An 18,887-nucleotide genomic window follows, 5' to 3' on the forward strand; every position below is an offset into this window, starting at 1 on the left:
GAAGAAGCTCAAGGCAAGCAGACCTACCAGCAATCCGGTACGTACGTTATTAGGCTTTTTCGGGTTACTCATTTTGCTCAATCGCACAGAATTGGCGGGCCTGGACTGGCTCTTGCCGGCCACCCGCCGCTGCCATCATTTAAAGACCGGTGGCGTTTCAAAAGTATGGAAAGGTGCCGGGCTGGGAACAGTCCATTCCAGGCCCTCGGCGCCATCCCAAGGCTTGTCGACGGCCTTCTTGCCACCCTTGATCGATGGAATGATCACAAAGAACAGGAAGTAGACCTGGGTCAGGCCGAAGCCCAAGGCGCCGATCGAAGCCAGCATGTTGAAGTCGGTGAACTGCGCCGGATAATCGGCGTAGCGGCGCGGCATACCGGCCAGGCCGAGGAAGTGCATCGGGAAGAACGTCACGTTAAACCAGACCAGCGAATTCCAGAAATGGATCTTGCCGCGGGTTTCGTTGTACATGAAGCCAGTCCACTTTGGACTCCAGTAGTAGTAGCCGGCGAACAGGGCGAACAGGGAACCGGCCACCAGCACGTAGTGGAAATGCGCCACCACATAGTAGGTATCCTGCATCTGGATGTCGATCGGGGTTACCGCCAGGATCAAGCCGGTGAAGCCGCCCATGGTGAACACGAAAATGAAGCCGATCGCGAACAGCATCGGGGTTTCGAAAGTCATCGAACCGCGCCACATGGTAGCGATCCAGTTGAAAATCTTGACGCCGGTCGGCACCGCGATCAGCATGGTTGCGTACATGAAGAACAGCTGCGCAGTCACCGGCATGCCGGTGGTGAACATGTGGTGAGCCCAGACGATGAACGACAGGATCGCGATTGAGGCAGTGGCGTACACCATCGACGCATAACCGAACAATTGCTTGCGGGCGAACGCCGGGATGATCTGCGACACGATGCCGAACGCCGGCAGAATCATGATGTACACCTCTGGATGACCGAAGAACCAGAAGATGTGCTGATACATCACCGGATCGCCGCCGCCGGCAGCGTTAAAGAAAGAGGTGCCGAAATGACGGTCGGTCAGCGTCATGGTGATCGCGCCAGCCAGAACAGGCATCACGGCGATCAGCAGGTAAGCGGTAATCAGCCAGGTCCAGCAGAACATCGGCATCTTCATCAGCGTCATGCCAGGCGCGCGCATGTTGAGGATGGTGGTGATGATGTTGATAGAACCCATGATCGACGATGCACCCATGATATGGACGGCGAAAATCGCCATGTCCATACCAGGCCCCATTTGCGTCGACAGCGGCGCGTACAGCGTCCAGCCGGCAGCGGTTGCGCCGCCAGGAACCAGGAAGGAAGTCGCCAGCAGCAAGGCGGCCGGCGGCATCAGCCAGAACGAGAAATTGTTCATCCGCGCAAAGGCCATGTCGGAGGCGCCGATTTGCAGCGGGATCATCCAGTTGGCGAAGCCGACGAAAGCCGGCATGATCGCGCCGAACACCATGATCAAACCGTGCATGGTGGTCAGCTGATTGAAGAATTCCGGCTTGAAGAATTGCAGGCCGGGCTGGAACAGCTCGGCGCGGATCAGCAATGCCAGCACGCCGCCGGACAGCAGCATGGTGAAAGAGAACCACAGGTACAGGGTACCGATGTCCTTGTGATTGGTTGCAAACAACCAGCGCCGCCAGCCGTGTGGATGGTCATGGTGCGCGTGGTCGTCGTGAGAATGATCGTGTGCGTGATCGACTGCGGTAGTGCTCATCTCAATCTCCTGATTCAGTGGAGGACAGAGTAATTCGTCACAAGCTTCGCTTGCCGACTCTTAAACTCTGCCCCCAAAAGTTTTTATTTACGCGCAGCCAGCACTTCAGCTGGTTGGACAATATTTTCCTGGGCTTTGTTGGACCAGTTGTTACGGGTGTAGGTAATCACCGCAGCAATTTCGGTATCCGACAACACGGCTTTCCAGGCTGGCATTTGCATGCTGCCGGTGATCTTGCCGTTCAACACGACATTGATCTGTTCGGCACGCGGACCGTTGACGACCGGGTCGCCATCGAGCGGCGGGAAGGCGCCGGGCACGCCCTTGCCGGTAGCCTGGTGGCAAACTGCGCAATTGGCTGTATAGACCTTTTCGCCGCGTTGTTTCAACTCGTCGATAGTCCAGGTCTTGGTCGGATCGTCTGCCTGGGCAGCCATTTCCTTTTTCTTGCCGTCGACCCAGGCTTTGTAATCGGCCTCGCTCAGGACCTCGACAACGATCGGCATGAAGGCGTGGTCTTTACCGCACAGTTCAACGCATTGGCCGCGGTAAGTACCGACCTTCTCAGCCTTGAACCAGGTATCGCGGACAAATCCGGGAATCGCATCTTGCTTGAGGCCGAATGCAGGAACGCCCCAGGAGTGGATCACGTCGTTGGCCGTGGTAATGATGCGAACCTTCTTGTTGACCGGAACCACCATCGGATTGTCGACTTCGATCAGATAATTGTCGTTCTTGACCTTGGTCGTATCGACGATTTGTTCGTGCGGCGTCGACAGGTTGGACAGGAAGGAAATCCCGGAGCCATCGCCGTTGAGGTAGTCGTAGCCCCATTTCCACTGCATGCCGGTGACCTTGATCGTGATGTCGGCATTGGAAGTGTCCTTCATCGCCACCACCGTTTTGGTCGCAGGCAGGGCCATGCCGATAACGATGAGGAAAGGAATCACGGTCCAGGCGATTTCGACGCCTGTGCTTTCGTGGAAACTGGCCGATTTGTGGCCGAGCGATTTGCGATGCTTGAGAATGGAGTAGAACATCACCCCGAAAACCGCCAGGAAGATCACCAGGCAAATGATCAGCATCAAGTTATGCAGATCATAGATTTGCTGAGCAATCTGCGTTATCGGCGGTTGAAAGTTCATTTCCAGTACCGCTGGACCACCCGGGCTATCGACCACCGCCCAAGACGGCATTGCTGCCGACAAGAGCAACGCACCGAGCATCAACGATATAAGGCGCTTCGCATATTCCATGATTTCCTCAAAAGCCCAAAATTATAATTATGTCAAGCACAAGCCTTTTGGCTGCGCTGTAGCTCCTGTCGCAGCTCCAGAACAAACTCGCGCCGCTTCCATTCCGTCAAAAACTGACCTACCTCAACCCTGGTGCCAAGCGCCTCGATACCGATGAGGCCCTTGTTCGTCTCTTGCACCGCAATCCGGATTGAACGCAAATCCAGCTTGAATTGTCGAATTTCCTGCGCCTGTATCAATTCCACAAGCAGATAATCGTCCAGCATCGCTATGTGCTCGCGGTCCGTGGCATGTCGCGCATAGATCAGGAATGCGATAGCTACCGCAGACATTTCCAATACCGCAAACAGCAATACGAACCAGGCGCCGCGCAAGGTAAAGCCGATTGCCACGGCAAACGACGTGGCACAGAGGATTGCATAGAAAAAACCAAGTTGGCGCGGCGCGATTGCGCAGTTACGCCTCAAGTCCCATTCTCGCTTAATCATGATGCACTATCGACACCTGGCAAGTTGCCTACACGCACAAGCTAAAACCTTCGAAGTATAAGGGGTAACCGAAGATGTTATCAAGGAGAATCAAGTACGCCATACTAGCCCCGCGCCTACCCGCGCAACCGCGCTTTTCCCCTTATACGACGCCGATTTGCCCTCTGGAGTACCGGCGCGTTATCGCTCACCCTATATGTTTCATATAAGAAATTTATCATACTAAAATGGGATCAAACTGACAGAAATGTAGCGAATTGACAATGCACATCGAACTCCACCATCCAGCCCCGCCCTCGCCCGACAAGGCTTTTCCATCGACCAACAAAAATCAATTGGGGTCAGAGTCGATTTATTTCCACCAACCCGCCGACATTTTCAGATTGGTTTTTCAAGCGCTCAAAGAGACAGCCATCAGGGCCTCAAATAGGCATAGCCTTGCGACTGCAAATCAGCGAGCAACACAACTGCGCCTTTGTCGGCAACCGTAAAACCCGGCAGCAGCTCTTTTAACGATATATTCTGCGCTTTCATCGTATTGATGCAGGCACTCATCTCCAGCCCCGTTTTTTCCAGCTGGGCGACATGCTGGCTGAATTCCGGGCTTGCCAGCGCGGTGTGAAACGCCTTGAGCGCCGAGCCATGTATGACCAGATTGATTTTCACCTTGTCCGGCCCGCCCATGCCATCGAAATGACTCTGGATATTGCCGAGCACGAAATTGACCCTGTCAAGTTCGCTCAGGTGATAGGCCACCTTGGCTTTGTCCACGCCCGCAGCATTTGCCGCATTTGCACGTGACGCGGTTCCGGCAAGGACTGCCGCCGCACCGATTGATGAAAACATTGTCCACAGAATGTTGCGTCGCTGCATATTGGCTCTCGGCTGGAAAAATAAGCAAACAGGATGGAGTCGAAGGATAGAGTCGATTTATCCTGGACGTATTCACGCATCAGTATCGCGCATCAACATTACACCAGATCGGCCAAGGGGTGATTTTTCTCCGGCCACGGGTTATCGAAAAAGCCGTTGCCCCAATCGTCGGTGACAGCTGCCAAAGTTGCGGGTTGCCAGCGCGGCCGGCGATCCTTGTCGATAATCAGCGCCCGGATGCCCTCGGCGAAATCTGCACGGGCGGCGCAATGCAGGGAAACCACGTATTCCAGCCGAAACACTTCCGCCAGCGACATGTGCCGCGCCCGCTTTTGCAAGGCATGCGACAGCCAGGCAGATGCCGGACTGCCGGCTAGCAGCGTCGCGATTCCTTTTTGCAGCCAGGGATCTTCCGTTTTCAATTCAACGATATTGTGCACAACCTCGGCCAGGGTCGGCGCACTGCACAGCTGGTTAATCAACTCAAAATGCTGATGCAACGGTGTCGGCCCCGCCACCCACGTCTGAGCGTCTTGGCGCTCGGCATTTTGCAATACTCTGCTTAACAGGACGTCGTCCTGCCGGCCATCCCAAGGCTGGCTTAATAATGCCGCAAGCACCGGCTGTTTTTGCGCATGGTTGATTCGATGGTCGGCCAGCCGGGCAAAGATGGCGTCGGCAGCACCGATCGAGGCGCCGCTCAAAGCCAGGAACAAACCGATCTGGCCCGGCATGCGGTTCAGGAACCAGGTGCCGCCGACATCCGGATACAGGCCGATCGTGATCTCGGGCATGGCTAGCCGTGATTTCTCGGTCACCACGCGATGGCTGGCGCCTGCCATCAAACCAATCCCGCCGCCCATCACGATGCCATGCCCCCAGGCCAGAATCGGCTTAGGATAGGTATGGATCAGATAGTCCAGCCGGTATTCGCGTTCGAAAAAATCGCAGGCGTAGGGATTGCTCCGGATATCCTCTTGCCGGCCGGCCGCATGCTGATCCAGCATGGTGCGGTACAGGCCTTGCAAATCGCCGCCGGCGCAAAAGGCCTTGTCGCCGGCCGCCTGCAACACCACCATCGCCAGTTGCGGATCGGCGGCCCATGCGCGCAATTGCTGATCCAGCAAATCCACCATCTCCAGCGATATCGCATTCAGCGTCTTTTCGACATTCAACGTGGCGATGCCGATGCGCTTGCCGTTATCGGTCGTCAGTTCTTCAAACAAGGCCGGCGCTGCAGCTGCGGTTAAATTCATTTCTGCCATCTTTGCTTCTGCTTTCATTGGTTGCTCCAGACCGCGGGACGTTTTTGCAAGAAGGCGTTCACGCCCTCTGTTTGATCCTGAGTGTCAAACAGATCGAGGAACAATTCGCGCTCCACCGGCAGCAAGCTCGCCAAAGGATTGCTGCGTGCGCCTTGAATCAATTTCTTGCAGGCGGTGACGCTGGACGGACTTTGCTTGGCGACTTGTTCGGCCAGCGCCAGGGCGCGTTGCCTGGCTTCGCCTTTTTTAACCAACTCCTCGACCAGACCGATGCGTAATGCCGTTTCGGCATTGACCCGTTCACCGCACAAGATCATGCGCTTGGCCCAGCCTTCGCCAACCAGCCACGGCAGATTCTGGGTGCCGCCGGCGCAAGGCAACAAACCCACCGCGGCCTCCGGCAAGGCCATCTGCGCGTGCTCCTCGGCGATGCGCAGATCGCAGGCCAGCGCGCACTCCAGGCCGCCACCCATGGCATAACCATTGATGGCGGCGATGGAGACGCCGCGGAAGCTGGACAAGGTTTCGAAGGCCTCGCCAAAACGACGTGCCATTTCGCGCGCCATGACCTTGTCGCCATCGGCGAACAGTTTCAGGTCGGCGCCGGCGCAAAAGAATTTTTCGCCGGCGCCGGTCAGCACCAGGCTATAGATATTTTTATCCTGGTTCAGCGTCTGCACCAGCCGCGTCAAATCGCGCAAGGCAGCGCCGGTCCAGGTATTGGCCGGCGGGTTGGCCATCGTGACAACAGCGGTGTGGCCGATGATTTCCAGCCGCAGGTTGGTGTAAGTGCCGGTAGCATTGTTCATCGGATGTCCTCATTGGATGCATTGCTCAACAACTGGCGGGCGATGATCACCCGCATGATTTCATTGGTGCCTTCCAGGATCTGATGTACGCGGACATCGCGGAAATGGCGTTCCAGCGGAAATTCGCGGATGTAACCATAGCCGCCGTGGATTTGCAGCGCTTCGTTACAGATCTGGAAACCGATGTCGGTGGCGAACCGTTTCGCCATCGCGCAGTAGGTCGTCGCATTCGGATCTTTGGCATCCAGCTTGCAGGCTGCCAGGCGCACCATCTGGCGCGCGGCAACCAGCTCGGTCTGCATATCGGCCAACTTGAATTGCAGCGCCTGGAAATCCGACAGCGGCCGGTTGAATTGCCGCCTCTGGCCCATATACGCATGTGCCGCATCCAGCGCCGCCTGGGCAGTGCCGACCGAACAGGTGGCGATATTAATACGGCCGCCGTCCAGGCCGCGCATGGCCAGGCGGAAGCCTTCGCCTTCTTGCCCCAGCAGGTGATCGGCAGGAATCCGCACATCGTCGAAACTGATGGTGCGCGTCGGCTGGCTATTCCAACCCATCTTTTCTTCCTTGCGGCCGTAGCTGATGCCTGGCGTATCAGCCGGCACCACGAATGCCGACACCCCATGTGCGCCGCCGGCGCCGGTGCGCGCCATCAAGACCAGGACATCGGTAGCGCCGGCGCCGGAAATGAACGCCTTGGAACCGTTGATTACGTACTCGCCGTTAACCAGTTGCGCAGTGGTTTTCAAGGATGCGGCATCCGAGCCCGAGCCCGGCTCGGTCAGGCAGTAGGAGCCGAGCTTTTGACCGCTCGCCAGTTTCTCGCACCAGCCTGCGCGTACTGCCGGCGTGGCCCAGTTGGCAATCATCCAGCTCACCATATTGTGTATCGTCAGATAGGCCGTGGTCGAAGTGCAGCCGCGCGCCAGCTCCTCGAATACGATGGTGGCGTCCAGCCGCGACAAACCCAGGCCGCCCACTTCTTCCGGCGTATACAAACCACAGAAACCCAACTCGCCAGCTTTGGCGATGACATCGGTAGGGAAGATGCCTTCGGCATCCCATTTGGCGGCATGCGGCGCCAGCTCTCCGGCGGCAAAATCACGCGCGGTCTGCTGAAATGCGCGCTGATCTTCTGATAATTCGAAATCCATGGTGGTCTGTCTCCAATGCTGATGGGTAGTTTGTATTACTGCTGTCGGCAATATCTATCTCCGCAGAATAGCAATAATTGACGTTAACGTAAACGTCACCCAATCCATTTGGACAAAAAAAGCAACGTCAATTGAATGACGTTGCCCTGACTCACTCCCGCTGGACTGCATGTCGCCACCGGCACCACCGCTTGCGCGGCCGATATTGGCTGATATTATTTAGGCAGCAACACGGTATCAATCACATTGATCACGCCATTCGACTGATTCACGTCATAGGTGCTGATATTGGCAACATGGCCGCCGTCGTCCGTGACGGCAATATTGCGTGGACCATTTTGCGTAAAGGTCAACATGCCGCCACTGGCGGTTGGCAATTCGGCTTTGCCATGACCTTGCTTGATGGCGTTTTCAAGCTTGGCATAGCCATATCGGCCCGGCACCACGTGGTAAGTCAGGATTTTGGTCAGGGTTGCCTTGTTTTCCGGCTTGACCAAGGTTTCCACCGTGCCAGGCGGCAGTTTGGCGAAGGCGGCATTGGTTGGAGCAAATACGGTGAATGGGCCCTTGCCTTTCAGCGTTTCCACCAGGCCGGCGGCCTTCACTGCGGCTACCAGGGTGGTGTGATCTGCTGAATTGACAGCGTTGTCGACAATGTCCTTGCTGGGATACATGTTTTGTCCGCCGACCATCACGGTATCTTCTGCATAGGCCGCGCTGGCGGCGATCAGAGCAGCGGATAAAGTTAAAGCGTAGCTGAGTTTGCGCATGATAATTCCTTGAAAGAGTCAATTTTCGGAGCCTGCACAGTCATATACGCGACTGACCGAAAACTGGATTCAAGCGATACGACATCACGCAAAAGATGGAATGCGATGGGGTGGTAATGGGCTGGCGAAGCAGCATTCGCCGGTTGCAACCGTACAAATGCAGAAAAAACTGCAGACAACTCGCCGAAAGAAAATGAAGTAAGCCGATAGGCCGGATTCTGTTACGACGCTCAAGCTTGCGCCCTCGCGTTATGACAACCATTCCTCTAGGCGCTGGATTACTCCAGCGCTCAAGCTTCCTACCCGCACGCTCCGCGAGCAACATCAACGCGTGCCTATTTGGAATTGCTCCGAGTGGAGGTTACCGCGTTTCACCGTAACTTAATACGCTCGTCTCTGTGGCCCTATTCCTCGCCTCACGGCGGACGGCCGTTAACCGTCACCCTGCTCTATGGAGTCCGGACCTTCCTCCCGCCGACGCATTGCAACGTCGGCCAGCGGCTGTCTGGCTTACTTCAGGCGGCATTCTACCGCAATGAGGGCCTCAACTCGCGGTTTTTCATTGCGGCCGAGGGCTTAGGCCGGATGATGCCAAAACAGCATGAGACAGAACACCCGCGCATACGTATAGTATTTGAAGCTTTTTTGCACTGCAAAATCACGACACCGGCCGCATCGGCTACATCGGCAAGCAACATCGTTTTCCGCAACAGGACAGAACAAATGCACATTTGCGTATTAGGTGCTGGCGTCATCGGCGTCACTTCCGCCTATCGGCTGCTGGAAGCAGGCCACCAAGTCACCCTGGTCGACGCTGCGGCGCTGCCAGGCAGCGAGACCAGCCTGGGCAACGGCGCACAACTGAGTTATTCGTATGTCGCGCCGCTGGCCGATCCATCGGTCTGGAGCCATTGGCCGGAATACTTGTTCGGCGCGGACTCGCCGCTGACCTTGCGGCCGAAAATGGATCCCGCACAATGGCGCTGGCTGCTCAAATTCCTGGCCGCCTGCAATACCAAACGCGTCAGGCAAACCACTGTCGATCTGTTGCGGCTGGCGTTCTTCAGCCGCGAACAATTGCAGCAACTGACGCAAGCCGTCCCGCTAGACTTCCAGTATCGCAGCGCCGGCAAGCTGGTGATGTACGGCGATGCCAAAGGTCTGGACAGCGCCCGCAAGCAAATTGCGTTTCAGGCCGAGCATGGCTGCCAGCAGCAAATCATCGACGCCGCGCGCTGCGTGGAAATTGAACCGGCGCTGGCTAACGCCAAGCGCGACTGGGCCGGCGGCGTGTACACCGCGAGCGAGGAAGCGGGCGATTGCGCACTGTTTTGCCGGCAGCTGGTAGGCGCCATGTCGCAACAGTCCGGCTTCCGCTTCGCGCATTCGCAACGTATCCATCAACTGGAAATGCGCAACGGCGCCTTGACCGCGGTGCATGCCGGCCAGGAACAAATCGACGCCGATGCTTTCGTCCTGGCGCTAGGTTCAGCCAGCGCCGATTTTGCACGGCGCGCCGGCTTTTCATTGCCGCTCTACCCGCTCAAAGGCTACAGCATCACGGTGCCCTTAATCGATAGCGCCAATCAGGCTGCCGCGCCGCAGGTATCCATCACCGATCTCGCCAAGAAAATCGTTTACGCAAGGCTGGGCGAGCGCCTGCGGGTTGCCGGACGAGTAGAATTGGTCGGCATGGATCGCAGCATACCGGCCGCAGCCATCGATGAATTGAAGCGCGGCGTCAGTGAATTGTTCCCCGGTTGCGGCGATCTGTCCGACAGCGCCAGCTTGTCGCCATGGAGCGGATTCCGCCCCGCCACGCCAAGCGGCGTGCCGCTGATTGGCGCGACTCCGGTCAAGAACCTGTATCTGAATGTCGGCCATGGCAGCCTCGGATGGACCCTGGCCCATGGCAGCGCAACCCTGTTGACGCAATTGATTGCAGGCCGGGCCACCGCCATCGACGCCAGCCCTTTTTCATTTAGCGCTTAGCAACGGAAACTCGCGAAAACCCAAAGGAATGAAACCATGAAACTCATCACCAACCAGCAAGTCGCCGAGCTGATCAATACCGGCGACGCCATAGCCGCCATGCGCCAAGCCTTCGCCGGCATAGGACAGGGCGCGCAACAGGCTAGAATCCGCACCAGCGCCGGCCCCGTCATGATGTCCAGCATGGGCGCATTGCTGCCTGCCGCCGGCATCGCCGGTTACAAGATCTACACCACGATCAACGGCAAATTCCATTTTGTCACCGTGCTGTTTTCTACCGAAGATGGACGCCCGCTGGCGGCGATTGAATCCGACACCATGACCGGCTTGCGTACCGCCGCTGCTACCGCAGTCGCCGCCGATCACCTGGCCCGCCAGGATGCTGCCACGCTGGCGGTAATCGGCACCGGGGTCCAGGCGCATGCACATGTGCCGGCTTTGCTGGAGGTGCGCAAATTCAAGGAAATCCTGATTGCGGGCCGCAGCGGCCAACAGCAGTTTGCAGAACAGATCACGCAGCAAACCGGGATTCCGGCGCGCGCCGTCAGTATCGATGAGGCAGCTCAGGACGGCGATGTCGTGGTCACGGTAACGCGTTCGGCCGAACCGCTGTTTTCCGGCGATTTGCTGAAAGCGGGCGCTTTCGTGGCGGCGGTCGGCGCCAGCAAAGGCAATCTGCGTGAACTCGACGATCGCGCGATTGCCCGCGCCAACGCCCTGGTCGTTGAATGGAAACCGCAGGCACAGCAGGAAGCCGGCGATCTACTGCTGTGCCAGCCTGGCACTTTCGCCTGGGAACAAGTATGGGAACTGGGGCAAATTATCGATGGCAGCAGCACTTACCAACGCCAGCCAAACGATCTGGTGATCTACAAGGCGATTGGCGTCGGCCTCGAAGATATCGCTCTGTCCGGCCTGGTCTACCGCCGCGCCTGCGAACGTTTCGGCTGGTAAGCCTGCTTCCTGTTCCTTCCCCATTATGCGCGGCATTGCTTGCCGCCGCCATGCCGTCAGTCTAGAATCGGGCCACCGATGACTACTGACGACATGCGCACATGGAATTCCACTTACTGAGCTTCCTGAAGACCGTGCTGTTCGTGCTGGCGGCGTTGCTGCCGATCATGAACCCGCCCGGCGGCGCGCCGATTTTCCACGCGTTGACCATCACCGCATCCGACGCCACCCGCAACGCACTGGCGCGCGGAGTAGCCATCAATTCCTTCCTGCTGCTGATGGGAGGCATGTTCATCGGCACCCACGTACTGGCTTTTTTCGGCCTGTCGCTGCCCGTGGTGAAAGTTGCCGGTGGCCTGCTGGTGGTGGCCACCGCCTGGAAGATGCTGAACTCCGATGAAATGCCTATGGCAGAGGCCGTGCCTGAATCGCTCTGGACTGAGGCGCTCGCCTCCAAGAAAGCTTTTTATCCGCTGGCGTTCCCACTCACCGTCGGCCCCGGTTCGATCTCGGTCGCCATCACCCTGGGCGCCGGCGTACGCGTGCCGAACGTGCCGCTGCCGCTGTCCCTGATCGCAGCCGTCGCCGGCCTCGCCATAGCGGCATTGATCGTCTATCTCTGCAACCGTTTTGCGGGCGTGTTGATACGCCTGCTGGGCGACACCGGCACCACTGTGATGCAGCGCATGACTTCGTTCATCTTGCTCTGCATAGGCGTGCAAATCCTGTGGGACGGGGTCAGCGGCCTCCTGCTGTTGTGGCAAGCACATTAATTCATTTTTACGCCCTGCGGAATTCTAGTGATAAGATTATTGCCTTACCAACCCATTAAGGAGCACACGATGCTGAAGAAGATAATGGTAATTGCGGCAATGTTTGGCGTGCTGGGCGCACTATCAGCTTGCAATACGGTTGCCGGCATGGGCCAGGACGTAAAAACCGGCGGCGAAAAGGTAAAAGACGCGGCTCAGGACGTGCAACAGAAAATGTAATTTGCCGTAGCTTTCGCAGGATTCCTCTGACAATAAAAAACCCGACCTGGCGTCGGGTTTTTTATTCACGCTGCCAAAGCCCAGCCACAACCTTGCATCAGGTAAATTTACTGAAATCCGGCTTTCGTTTTTCGAAAAAAGCCATGAATGCCTCTGCCGCTTCCGGCGCAGTCAACATCGCGCCGAAATGCGCGATCTCCTGCTTCATGCGCGCTTCCACTGCTGCGGTCTGGCCGCCTTTCATCAGGCTCTTGGTGATGCGGATCGAGGCCGCAGGCAGAGCCACCAGCTTGGCCACCTGCGCCTGCGCAAACGCCAGCAGTTCTTGCGCCGGCAAGACCTTGTTGACCAGGCCCATGGCGGCGGCTTCGTCCGCAGTGAAGGCTTCGCCCAGCAGCAGTTTTTCAGCAGCGCGCTGATAACCGGCGATCTGCGGCAGGATCAGGCTGGAGGCGGCTTCCGGGCACAAGCCCAGCTGCGTGAACGGCATCGAGAAACGGGCGTTGTCGGCTGCGTAGACCAGGTCGCAATGCATCAGCAAGGTGGTGCCGATGCCCACCGCGGCGCCGGCAACTGCCGCTACCATCGGCTTGCTGGCATGGCTGATCTGCCACAGGAACTGGAACACCGGGCTGTCGCTGCCGGTCGACCGGTTTTTCATGAAATCTTCGAGGTCGTTGCCGGCGCTGAAGATCTGCGGTTTGCCGACGAACAGGATGGCGCGTACAGCGCTGTCTGTCTCTGCGTCTTTCAAGGCGTCGACCATGGTCTGGTACATGGCTGCGGTGATCGCATTCTTTTTTTCGAGACGGTTGAATTCAATCGTCAGGATGCCATTCTCTTTACTAGTCAATATATCCATCTGCTACTCCAGTCAATAACGCACAGTGCACCTAAAAATAAAAATCGCCAAGCCCTAGCCTTCGAATTCATATGAGGTGCGAGAACAAGGCGCATGTGCCGCAGGCAGTACGCCAGTACGGCAAGGCCATGCAACGCAGTTATCGCGCCTCATATGAATTCGAAGACAAAAAAGCCGCACGGCGGTGGCTGTACGGCTTTTTCGTTTCTGACGATTGCTTATGACAATCTGCTTGATTCAAACAATTACATGCGCTCGAAAATACCTGCAGCGCCCATGCCCGCACCAACGCACATGGTGACCATGCCGTACTTCTGGTTGCGACGGCGCATACCGTGGATTGTGGTGGCGGCGCGGATCGCGCCGGTTGCGCCCAGCGGGTGGCCGAGGGCGATGGCGCCGCCCAGCGGGTTGACCTTGGATGGATCCAGACCGAGATCCTGAATCACTGCCAGCGCTTGCGCTGCGAATGCTTCATTCAGCTCGATCCAGTCCAGCTGGTCCTGGGTCAGGCCGGCGGCGCGCAGCGCTGCCGGAATCGCTTCCTTCGGGCCGATGCCCATGATTTCCGGCGGTACGCCGCGTACTGCGAACGAGACGAAGCGTGCCAGCGGGGTCAGGTTGAATTCCTTGAGGATTTTTTCGCTGACCAGGATCAGGGCGCCGGCGCCGTCCGACATTTGCGAGCTGTTGCCTGCGGTGACGGTGCCTTTGGCAGCGAACACTGCTTTCAGCTTGCCCAGCGTTTCCATGCTCGACTCGGCGCGCGCGCCTTCGTCGCGGTCGACGGTGCGGGTCTTCAGGTCGATCTGGCCGGTGGCCAGGTTGGCGATACGCTCGATGATTTCGACCGAGGTGGTTTCGTCATTGAATTCGCCAGCCTGTTGGCCGGCGATGGCGCGGCGGTGCGACTCCACCGAGAAGGCGTCTTGCGCTTCGCGCGAGACTTTCCATTGCTGGGCGACTTTTTCTGCCGTCAGACCCATGCCGTAGGCCATGCCGACGTTTTCATCCTTGAACGCGTTCATGTTGACCGAAGGATGGAAACCCATCATCGGCACCATCGACATCGATTCGGCGCCGCCGGCGATCATGACGTCCGCCTCGCCGACGCGGATGCGGTCGGCAGCCATGGCGATCGCGGTGATGCCGGATGCGCAGTAGCGGTTGACGGTGACGCCGCCTATGGTATTCGGCAGGCCGGCCAGCAACACGGCGTTACGCGCCATGTTCAGGCCTTGCGCGCCTTCAGGGAAAGAACAGCCGATGATGGCGTCCTGGACCAGTTTAGGGTCGAGGCCCGGCACTTGCGCCATGGCGGATTGCATGACGCGCACCAGCAGGTCGTCCGGACGGGTGTTCTTGAACATGCCGCGCGGCGCCTTGCCGATCGGGGTACGGGTCGCCGAGACGATATACGCTTCTTGAAGTTGTTTGCTCATTTTGATCTTCCTCGTTAGTTCCGAACAGGCTTACCGGTCTGCATCATGCCCATGATCCGCTCTTGCGTCTTAGGGTTGTTCAGCAGTTCGACGAACGCTTTGCGCTCCAGGTCCAGCAACCATTGTTCATTCACGATGCTGCCTTCGTTGACTTCGCCGCCGCAAACGATGTTGGCAATCATGTGGCCCAGTTTGTAGTCATGTGCCGAGATGAAGCCGCCGTCGCGCATGTTGACCAGCTGCGCCAGGATGGTGGCAATGCCGTCGCGGCCTACGACCGGGATCTGCGCCTTCAGCGGCGGACGATAGCCGGCGTCGAACATGGCGCGCGCTTCGACCTTCGCCACGTGCAGCAGCTCGTACGGATTGAATACGATCACATCGGTGGCTTTCAGATAGCCCATGCTCTGCGCTTGCAGGGCCGATTTCGACACATTGGCAGTCGCAGCGTTCATGAAGGAAGTCTTCAGGAATTGCAGGATATCGTTGCCCTTGGCGTCGTTGGCGGCACGTACTGCCGCTTCCTTCAAACCGCCGCCGGCAGGGATCAAGCCAACGCCAACTTCAACCAGGCCGATATACGATTCGATTGATGCGACGCGCTTGGCTGTGTGCAGCGCCAACTCGCAGCCGCCGCCCAGCGCCAGACCGGCCACTGCCGCAACCACCGGCACGCTCGCATACTTGAGTCCCATGAATGCTTGCTGCAATTCAGCCACCATCGGTTCGATCGCCTTGGCGCCGCCCGACATGAACAACGGCAGCATCGATTGCAGGTCGGCGCCGGCAGAGAATGCGCCGCCTTCAGCTGCATCCGCGTGCCACAGCACCAGACCCTTGTAATTCTTTTCGGCTTCGGCCACCGCCTTGTTCAAACCGGCGATGACGCCAGGTCCGATAACGTGCATCTTGGTCTTGAACGACAGGACCAGTACGTCGTCGTTCTGATGCCATGCGCGTACCGCGTCGTCCTCGAATACAGTGGTGCCGGCAGTCTTGCCGTCGGCCACGCCTTCACCCAGCAACGGTGCGCGGAACACCTGGCGCTCGTAGACCGGCAAAGTGGACCGGGCGAAATTCGCCTTCTTCGCTGGCGAGTAGGAACCGTCAGCAGCGTGCACGCCGGTGCGGCCGTCGAAGACCCAGGCTGGCAGCGGTGCATTGCACAGCGCCTTGCCGGCATCGATATCTTCCTTGACCCAGCCGGCGATCTGCTTCCAGTCGGCGGCTTGCCAGATCTCGAACGGACCGACGCTCCAGCCGAAACCCCAGCGCATGGCGAAATCGATGTCGCGCGCATTGTCGGCGATAGCTTCCATATGGACGGCGATGTAATGGAAACCGTCACGGAAAATGGCCCACAGGAATTGCGCTTGCGGATTGGTCGATTCACGCAGTGTCTTCATGCGTTTGACCGGATCCTTGTCCTTCAGGATACGCGCCACCAGTTCGTCGGCCTTGCCGCCGCCGGTAACGTATTCGCCCTTGGCGGCGTCGATACGCAGGATGTCCTTGCCAACCTTCTTGTAGAAACCGGCGCCGGTTTTTTGACCCAACGCGCCCTGCTCGACCAGCTTGGCCAGCAGCGGCGGCGTAGCGTACACGCCGTAGAAAGGATCGTCCTTCAGGGTGTCCTGCATGGTCTTGATGACATGGCCCATGGTGTCCAGGCCAACCACGTCGGCGGTACGGAAGGTGCCCGACTTGGCGCGGCCCAGCTTGGCGCCGGTCAGATCATCGACGACATCGACCGACAGGCCGAATTTTTCAGCCTGATGAGCTGTCGACAAGATACCGAACACACCCACGCGGTTAGCGATGAAGTTAGGCGTGTCTTTAGCGCGGACCACGCCCTTGCCCAGCGTTGTCGCCAGGAAGCCTTCCAGCTGATCGAGGATCTCCGGCTTGGTGCTCGCGGTCGGGATCAGTTCCACCAGGTGCATGTAGCGCGGCGGGTTGAAGAAGTGCACGCCGCAGAAGCGGGCTTTCAATTCAGCGTCGAAACCTTCCGACAAAGCGGTGATCGACAGGCCGGAAGTATTGGAAGCGAAAATCGCGTTAGGCGCAATATGCGGCGCGACTTTCTTGTACAGGTCATGCTTCCAGTCCATGCGCTCGGCGATCGCTTCGATGATCAGATCGCAACCGGCGAGTACGTCCAGGTTGTCTTCGTAGTTGGCGACTTCGATCAGCGTTGCATCATCCTTGTTGCCAAGCGGCGCCGGGCTGAGTTTCTTCAGGTTTTCGATAGCGCGCAGAACGATGCCGTTCTTCGGACCTTCCTTGGCTGGCAAATCGAACAGGACTACCGGCACTTTGGCGTTCAGGCAGTGGGCGGCGATTTGCGCACCCATCACGCCGGCGCCGAGTACGGCGACTTTTTTAACGATGAAATTGGACACTTGTATCTCCTTGGTCAGTCTGTTGGGAGGGTGGGCATGTTTAGCTTCAACTCAGTTGCAACGCATGTCCGCCCTACGGCTAAATTAGAACAAATCCGCATCCAATGCCATCAAGCTGGCCGAACCGGAACGCGCCTGACGAATCAGCATTGCGGTTTCCGGCAGCAGGCGGGCAAAATAGAAGCGTGCAGTGGCCAGCTTGGAAACGTAGAACTTGTCGCCCGAGTCTTGCTTGGCGAGTGCGATCTTTGCCATTTGCGCAAAGAAGTAGGCGTAGACCAGATGGCCGACTACGCGCAGGTAAGGAACCGCCGCGGCGCCGGCTTCGTCAGGATTCTGGAAAGCCTTCATGCCGATTTCCATGGTCAGCTTGCTGACCTTGTCGCCCAGGTCCGCCAGCGGTGTGATGAATTCCGACATGGCTTCGTCGGCGCCGTTCTCTTCGATGAAAGCCTGTACCTTGGCGCCGAATTTCTTCAGCTTGGCGCCGTTATCCATCAGCACCTTACGGCCCAGCAAATCCAGCGACTGGATGGTGTTGGTGCCTTCGTAAATCATGTTGATACGGGCATCGCGCACATATTGCTCCATGCCCCATTCGGCGATGAAACCATGGCCGCCGTAGACCTGCATGCACTCTGACGTGGCCGTCCAGGCGTTGTCGGTGATGAAAGCCTTGACCACCGGCGTCAACAGGGCTACTTCATCGGCCGCATCCTTGCGCACTGCTTCGTCCGGGTGATTCAGTTCCTTGTCCAGCTGCAGCGCGACATACGAACAGAACGCGCGCGCGCCTTCAGCATACGCTTTTGCGGTCAACAGCATGCGGCGCACATCAGGATGAACGATGATAGGGTCAGCTGGCTTGTCCGGCGCCTTGATGCCCGACAGGCTGCGCATCTGGATACGGTCTTTGGCATAAACCAGTGCGTTTTGATAAGCGATTTCTGTCAAGCCGAGACCCTGCATGCCGACGCCGAGACGGGCTGCGTTCATGAACACGAACATCGCGTTCAGGCCTTTATGCGCGCCGCCGATGATCCAGCCGGTGGCGCCGTCCAGATTCATCTGGCAGGTCGAATTGCCGTGGATGCCCATTTTTTCTTCGATCGCGCCGCAGGTGATCGGATTGCGCGCACCCAGCGAGCCATCTGCATTCGGCAGGAATTTCGGCACCAGGAACAGGGAAATGCCTTTCGAGCCTTCAGGCGCGCCTGGCAAACGTGCCAGCACCAGATGCAAGATGTTGGCGGACATGTCGTGTTCGCCGGCCGAGATGAAGATCTTGCTGCCGGTGATCTTGTAGGAGCCGTCGTCTTGCGGCTCGGCCTTCGAGCGCAGCATGCCGAGATCGGTGCCGCAATGAGCTTCGGTCAGGCACATGGTGCCGGTCCATTCGCCGGACACCAGTTTAGGCAGGTACAGCGCTTGCTGTTCTGGCGTACCGTGCGCGTGCAGGCATTCGTAGGCGCCGTGCGACAAGCCCGGGTACATGGTCCAGGCCTGGTTCGACGAATTCATCATTTCATAGAATGAATTGTTCATCACCAGCGGCAAGCCTTGGCCGCCGAATTCCGGATCGCATGACAATGAAGGCCAGCCGGCTTCCACGTATTGCTTGTAAGCTTCCTTGAAGCCCTTGGGCGTGGTCACGGCATGCGTGGCCTTGTCGTGATGACAGCCTTCGCGATCGCCGGAGTGGTTCAGCGGGAACAGGACTTCGGAAGTGAACTTGCCGCCTTCTTCCAGCACTTGATTGATGATATCGGCATCGATATCAGCATGCTTTGGCAATTGTTTCAGTTCATCTTCTACATGCAGCAACTCGTGCATGACGAATTGCATATCCCGCAGTGGCGCGACGTATTGACCCATGGTGCTCTCCTGA

16 protein-coding genes and 1 other RNA gene are annotated in these 18,887 nt (G+C 58.0%); 4 read left to right on the forward strand and 13 right to left on the reverse strand.

Features of this window, described 5'->3' with window-relative positions; all coding sequences use genetic code 11:
* Nucleotides 1-135 precede the first annotated feature (135 nt).
* The 9 genes from ctaD to rnpB form a co-directional block, all read right to left on the reverse strand.
* Nucleotides 136-1,737 (reverse strand): cytochrome c oxidase subunit I, encoded by a 1,602-nt coding sequence (ctaD, locus tag BLV81_RS11630; RefSeq protein WP_092356023.1) that lies wholly within the window; start codon nucleotides 1,735-1,737, stop codon nucleotides 136-138.
* A gap of 83 nt (nucleotides 1,738-1,820) precedes the next feature.
* Nucleotides 1,821-2,993, reverse strand: coding sequence for a cytochrome c oxidase subunit II (gene coxB / locus BLV81_RS11635; protein WP_092356026.1), 1,173 nt, complete (start codon nucleotides 2,991-2,993; stop codon nucleotides 1,821-1,823).
* 32 nt (nucleotides 2,994-3,025) lie between these two features.
* Complete coding sequence (locus tag BLV81_RS11640) at nucleotides 3,026-3,481, reverse strand: DUF2244 domain-containing protein (protein ID WP_092356029.1); 456 nt, start codon at nucleotides 3,479-3,481, stop codon at nucleotides 3,026-3,028.
* Between the two features lie 414 nt (nucleotides 3,482-3,895).
* Complete coding sequence (locus BLV81_RS11645; protein ID WP_255365145.1) at nucleotides 3,896-4,327, reverse strand: DsrE family protein; 432 nt, start codon at nucleotides 4,325-4,327, stop codon at nucleotides 3,896-3,898.
* Nucleotides 4,328-4,452: 125 nt separating this feature from the next.
* Nucleotides 4,453-5,637: an enoyl-CoA hydratase/isomerase family protein gene (locus BLV81_RS11650; RefSeq protein WP_255365146.1), complete on the reverse strand. Its 1,185-nt coding sequence runs from the start codon at nucleotides 5,635-5,637 to the stop codon at nucleotides 4,453-4,455.
* Nucleotides 5,634-6,428, reverse strand: coding sequence for an enoyl-CoA hydratase (locus BLV81_RS11655; RefSeq protein ID WP_092356035.1), 795 nt, complete (start codon nucleotides 6,426-6,428; stop codon nucleotides 5,634-5,636). Before BLV81_RS11655 ends, BLV81_RS11650 begins: the two co-directional genes overlap by 4 nt.
* Nucleotides 6,425-7,585, reverse strand: coding sequence for an acyl-CoA dehydrogenase family protein (locus BLV81_RS11660; protein ID WP_092356038.1), 1,161 nt, complete (start codon nucleotides 7,583-7,585; stop codon nucleotides 6,425-6,427). The genes BLV81_RS11655 and BLV81_RS11660 overlap by 4 nt, the downstream gene beginning before the upstream one ends.
* 215 nt (nucleotides 7,586-7,800) lie before the next feature.
* A complete protein-coding gene (locus BLV81_RS11665) occupies nucleotides 7,801-8,355 on the reverse strand; it encodes a fasciclin domain-containing protein (protein WP_092356041.1) in 555 nt (184 codons plus the stop codon).
* 191 nt (nucleotides 8,356-8,546) lie between these two features.
* Nucleotides 8,547-8,872: RNase P RNA component class A (gene rnpB / locus BLV81_RS11670), an RNA gene on the reverse strand.
* 206 nt (nucleotides 8,873-9,078) lie between these two features.
* Between rnpB and BLV81_RS11675 the strand changes: the two genes are divergently transcribed.
* The 4 genes from BLV81_RS11675 (at nucleotide 9,079) to BLV81_RS11690 (ending at nucleotide 12,293) form a co-directional block, all read left to right on the forward strand.
* The gene (locus BLV81_RS11675) at nucleotides 9,079-10,347 is read left to right on the forward strand and encodes a D-amino acid dehydrogenase (RefSeq protein ID WP_092356361.1); all 1,269 of its coding nucleotides are present in this window, start codon (nucleotides 9,079-9,081) and stop codon (nucleotides 10,345-10,347) included.
* 36 nt (nucleotides 10,348-10,383) lie between these two features.
* A complete protein-coding gene (locus tag BLV81_RS11680) occupies nucleotides 10,384-11,301 on the forward strand; it encodes an ornithine cyclodeaminase family protein (RefSeq protein ID WP_092356044.1) in 918 nt (305 codons plus the stop codon).
* Between the two features lie 101 nt (nucleotides 11,302-11,402).
* Nucleotides 11,403-12,074, forward strand: coding sequence for a MarC family protein (locus BLV81_RS11685; protein ID WP_092356047.1), 672 nt, complete (start codon nucleotides 11,403-11,405; stop codon nucleotides 12,072-12,074).
* A 69-nt stretch (nucleotides 12,075-12,143) separates the two neighbouring features.
* Nucleotides 12,144-12,293 carry an entericidin A/B family lipoprotein gene (locus BLV81_RS11690; protein WP_092356051.1) on the forward strand — a complete coding sequence of 50 codons (150 nt, stop codon included), beginning with the start codon at nucleotides 12,144-12,146 and terminating at the stop codon, nucleotides 12,291-12,293.
* 97 nt (nucleotides 12,294-12,390) lie between these two features.
* Here the strand turns inward: BLV81_RS11690 and BLV81_RS11695 are convergent, their stop codons facing one another.
* The 4 genes from BLV81_RS11695 to BLV81_RS11710 form a co-directional block, all read right to left on the reverse strand.
* On the reverse strand, nucleotides 12,391-13,155 hold the full coding sequence (locus BLV81_RS11695) for an enoyl-CoA hydratase (protein ID WP_092356054.1): 765 nt from the start codon (nucleotides 13,153-13,155) through the stop codon (nucleotides 12,391-12,393).
* A gap of 245 nt (nucleotides 13,156-13,400) precedes the next feature.
* A complete protein-coding gene (locus tag BLV81_RS11700; RefSeq protein WP_092356057.1) occupies nucleotides 13,401-14,597 on the reverse strand; it encodes an acetyl-CoA C-acyltransferase in 1,197 nt (398 codons plus the stop codon).
* A gap of 14 nt (nucleotides 14,598-14,611) precedes the next feature.
* The gene (locus BLV81_RS11705) at nucleotides 14,612-16,999 is read right to left on the reverse strand and encodes a 3-hydroxyacyl-CoA dehydrogenase/enoyl-CoA hydratase family protein (protein ID WP_092356060.1); all 2,388 of its coding nucleotides are present in this window, start codon (nucleotides 16,997-16,999) and stop codon (nucleotides 14,612-14,614) included.
* 84 nt (nucleotides 17,000-17,083) lie between these two features.
* Nucleotides 17,084-18,874, reverse strand: coding sequence for an acyl-CoA dehydrogenase C-terminal domain-containing protein (locus tag BLV81_RS11710; RefSeq protein WP_092356063.1), 1,791 nt, complete (start codon nucleotides 18,872-18,874; stop codon nucleotides 17,084-17,086).
* Nucleotides 18,875-18,887: the final 13 nt, after the last annotated feature.

Source organism: Collimonas sp. OK242 (assembly GCF_900107095.1).
In the GTDB taxonomy this organism is placed as follows: domain Bacteria; phylum Pseudomonadota; class Gammaproteobacteria; order Burkholderiales; family Burkholderiaceae_D; genus Collimonas.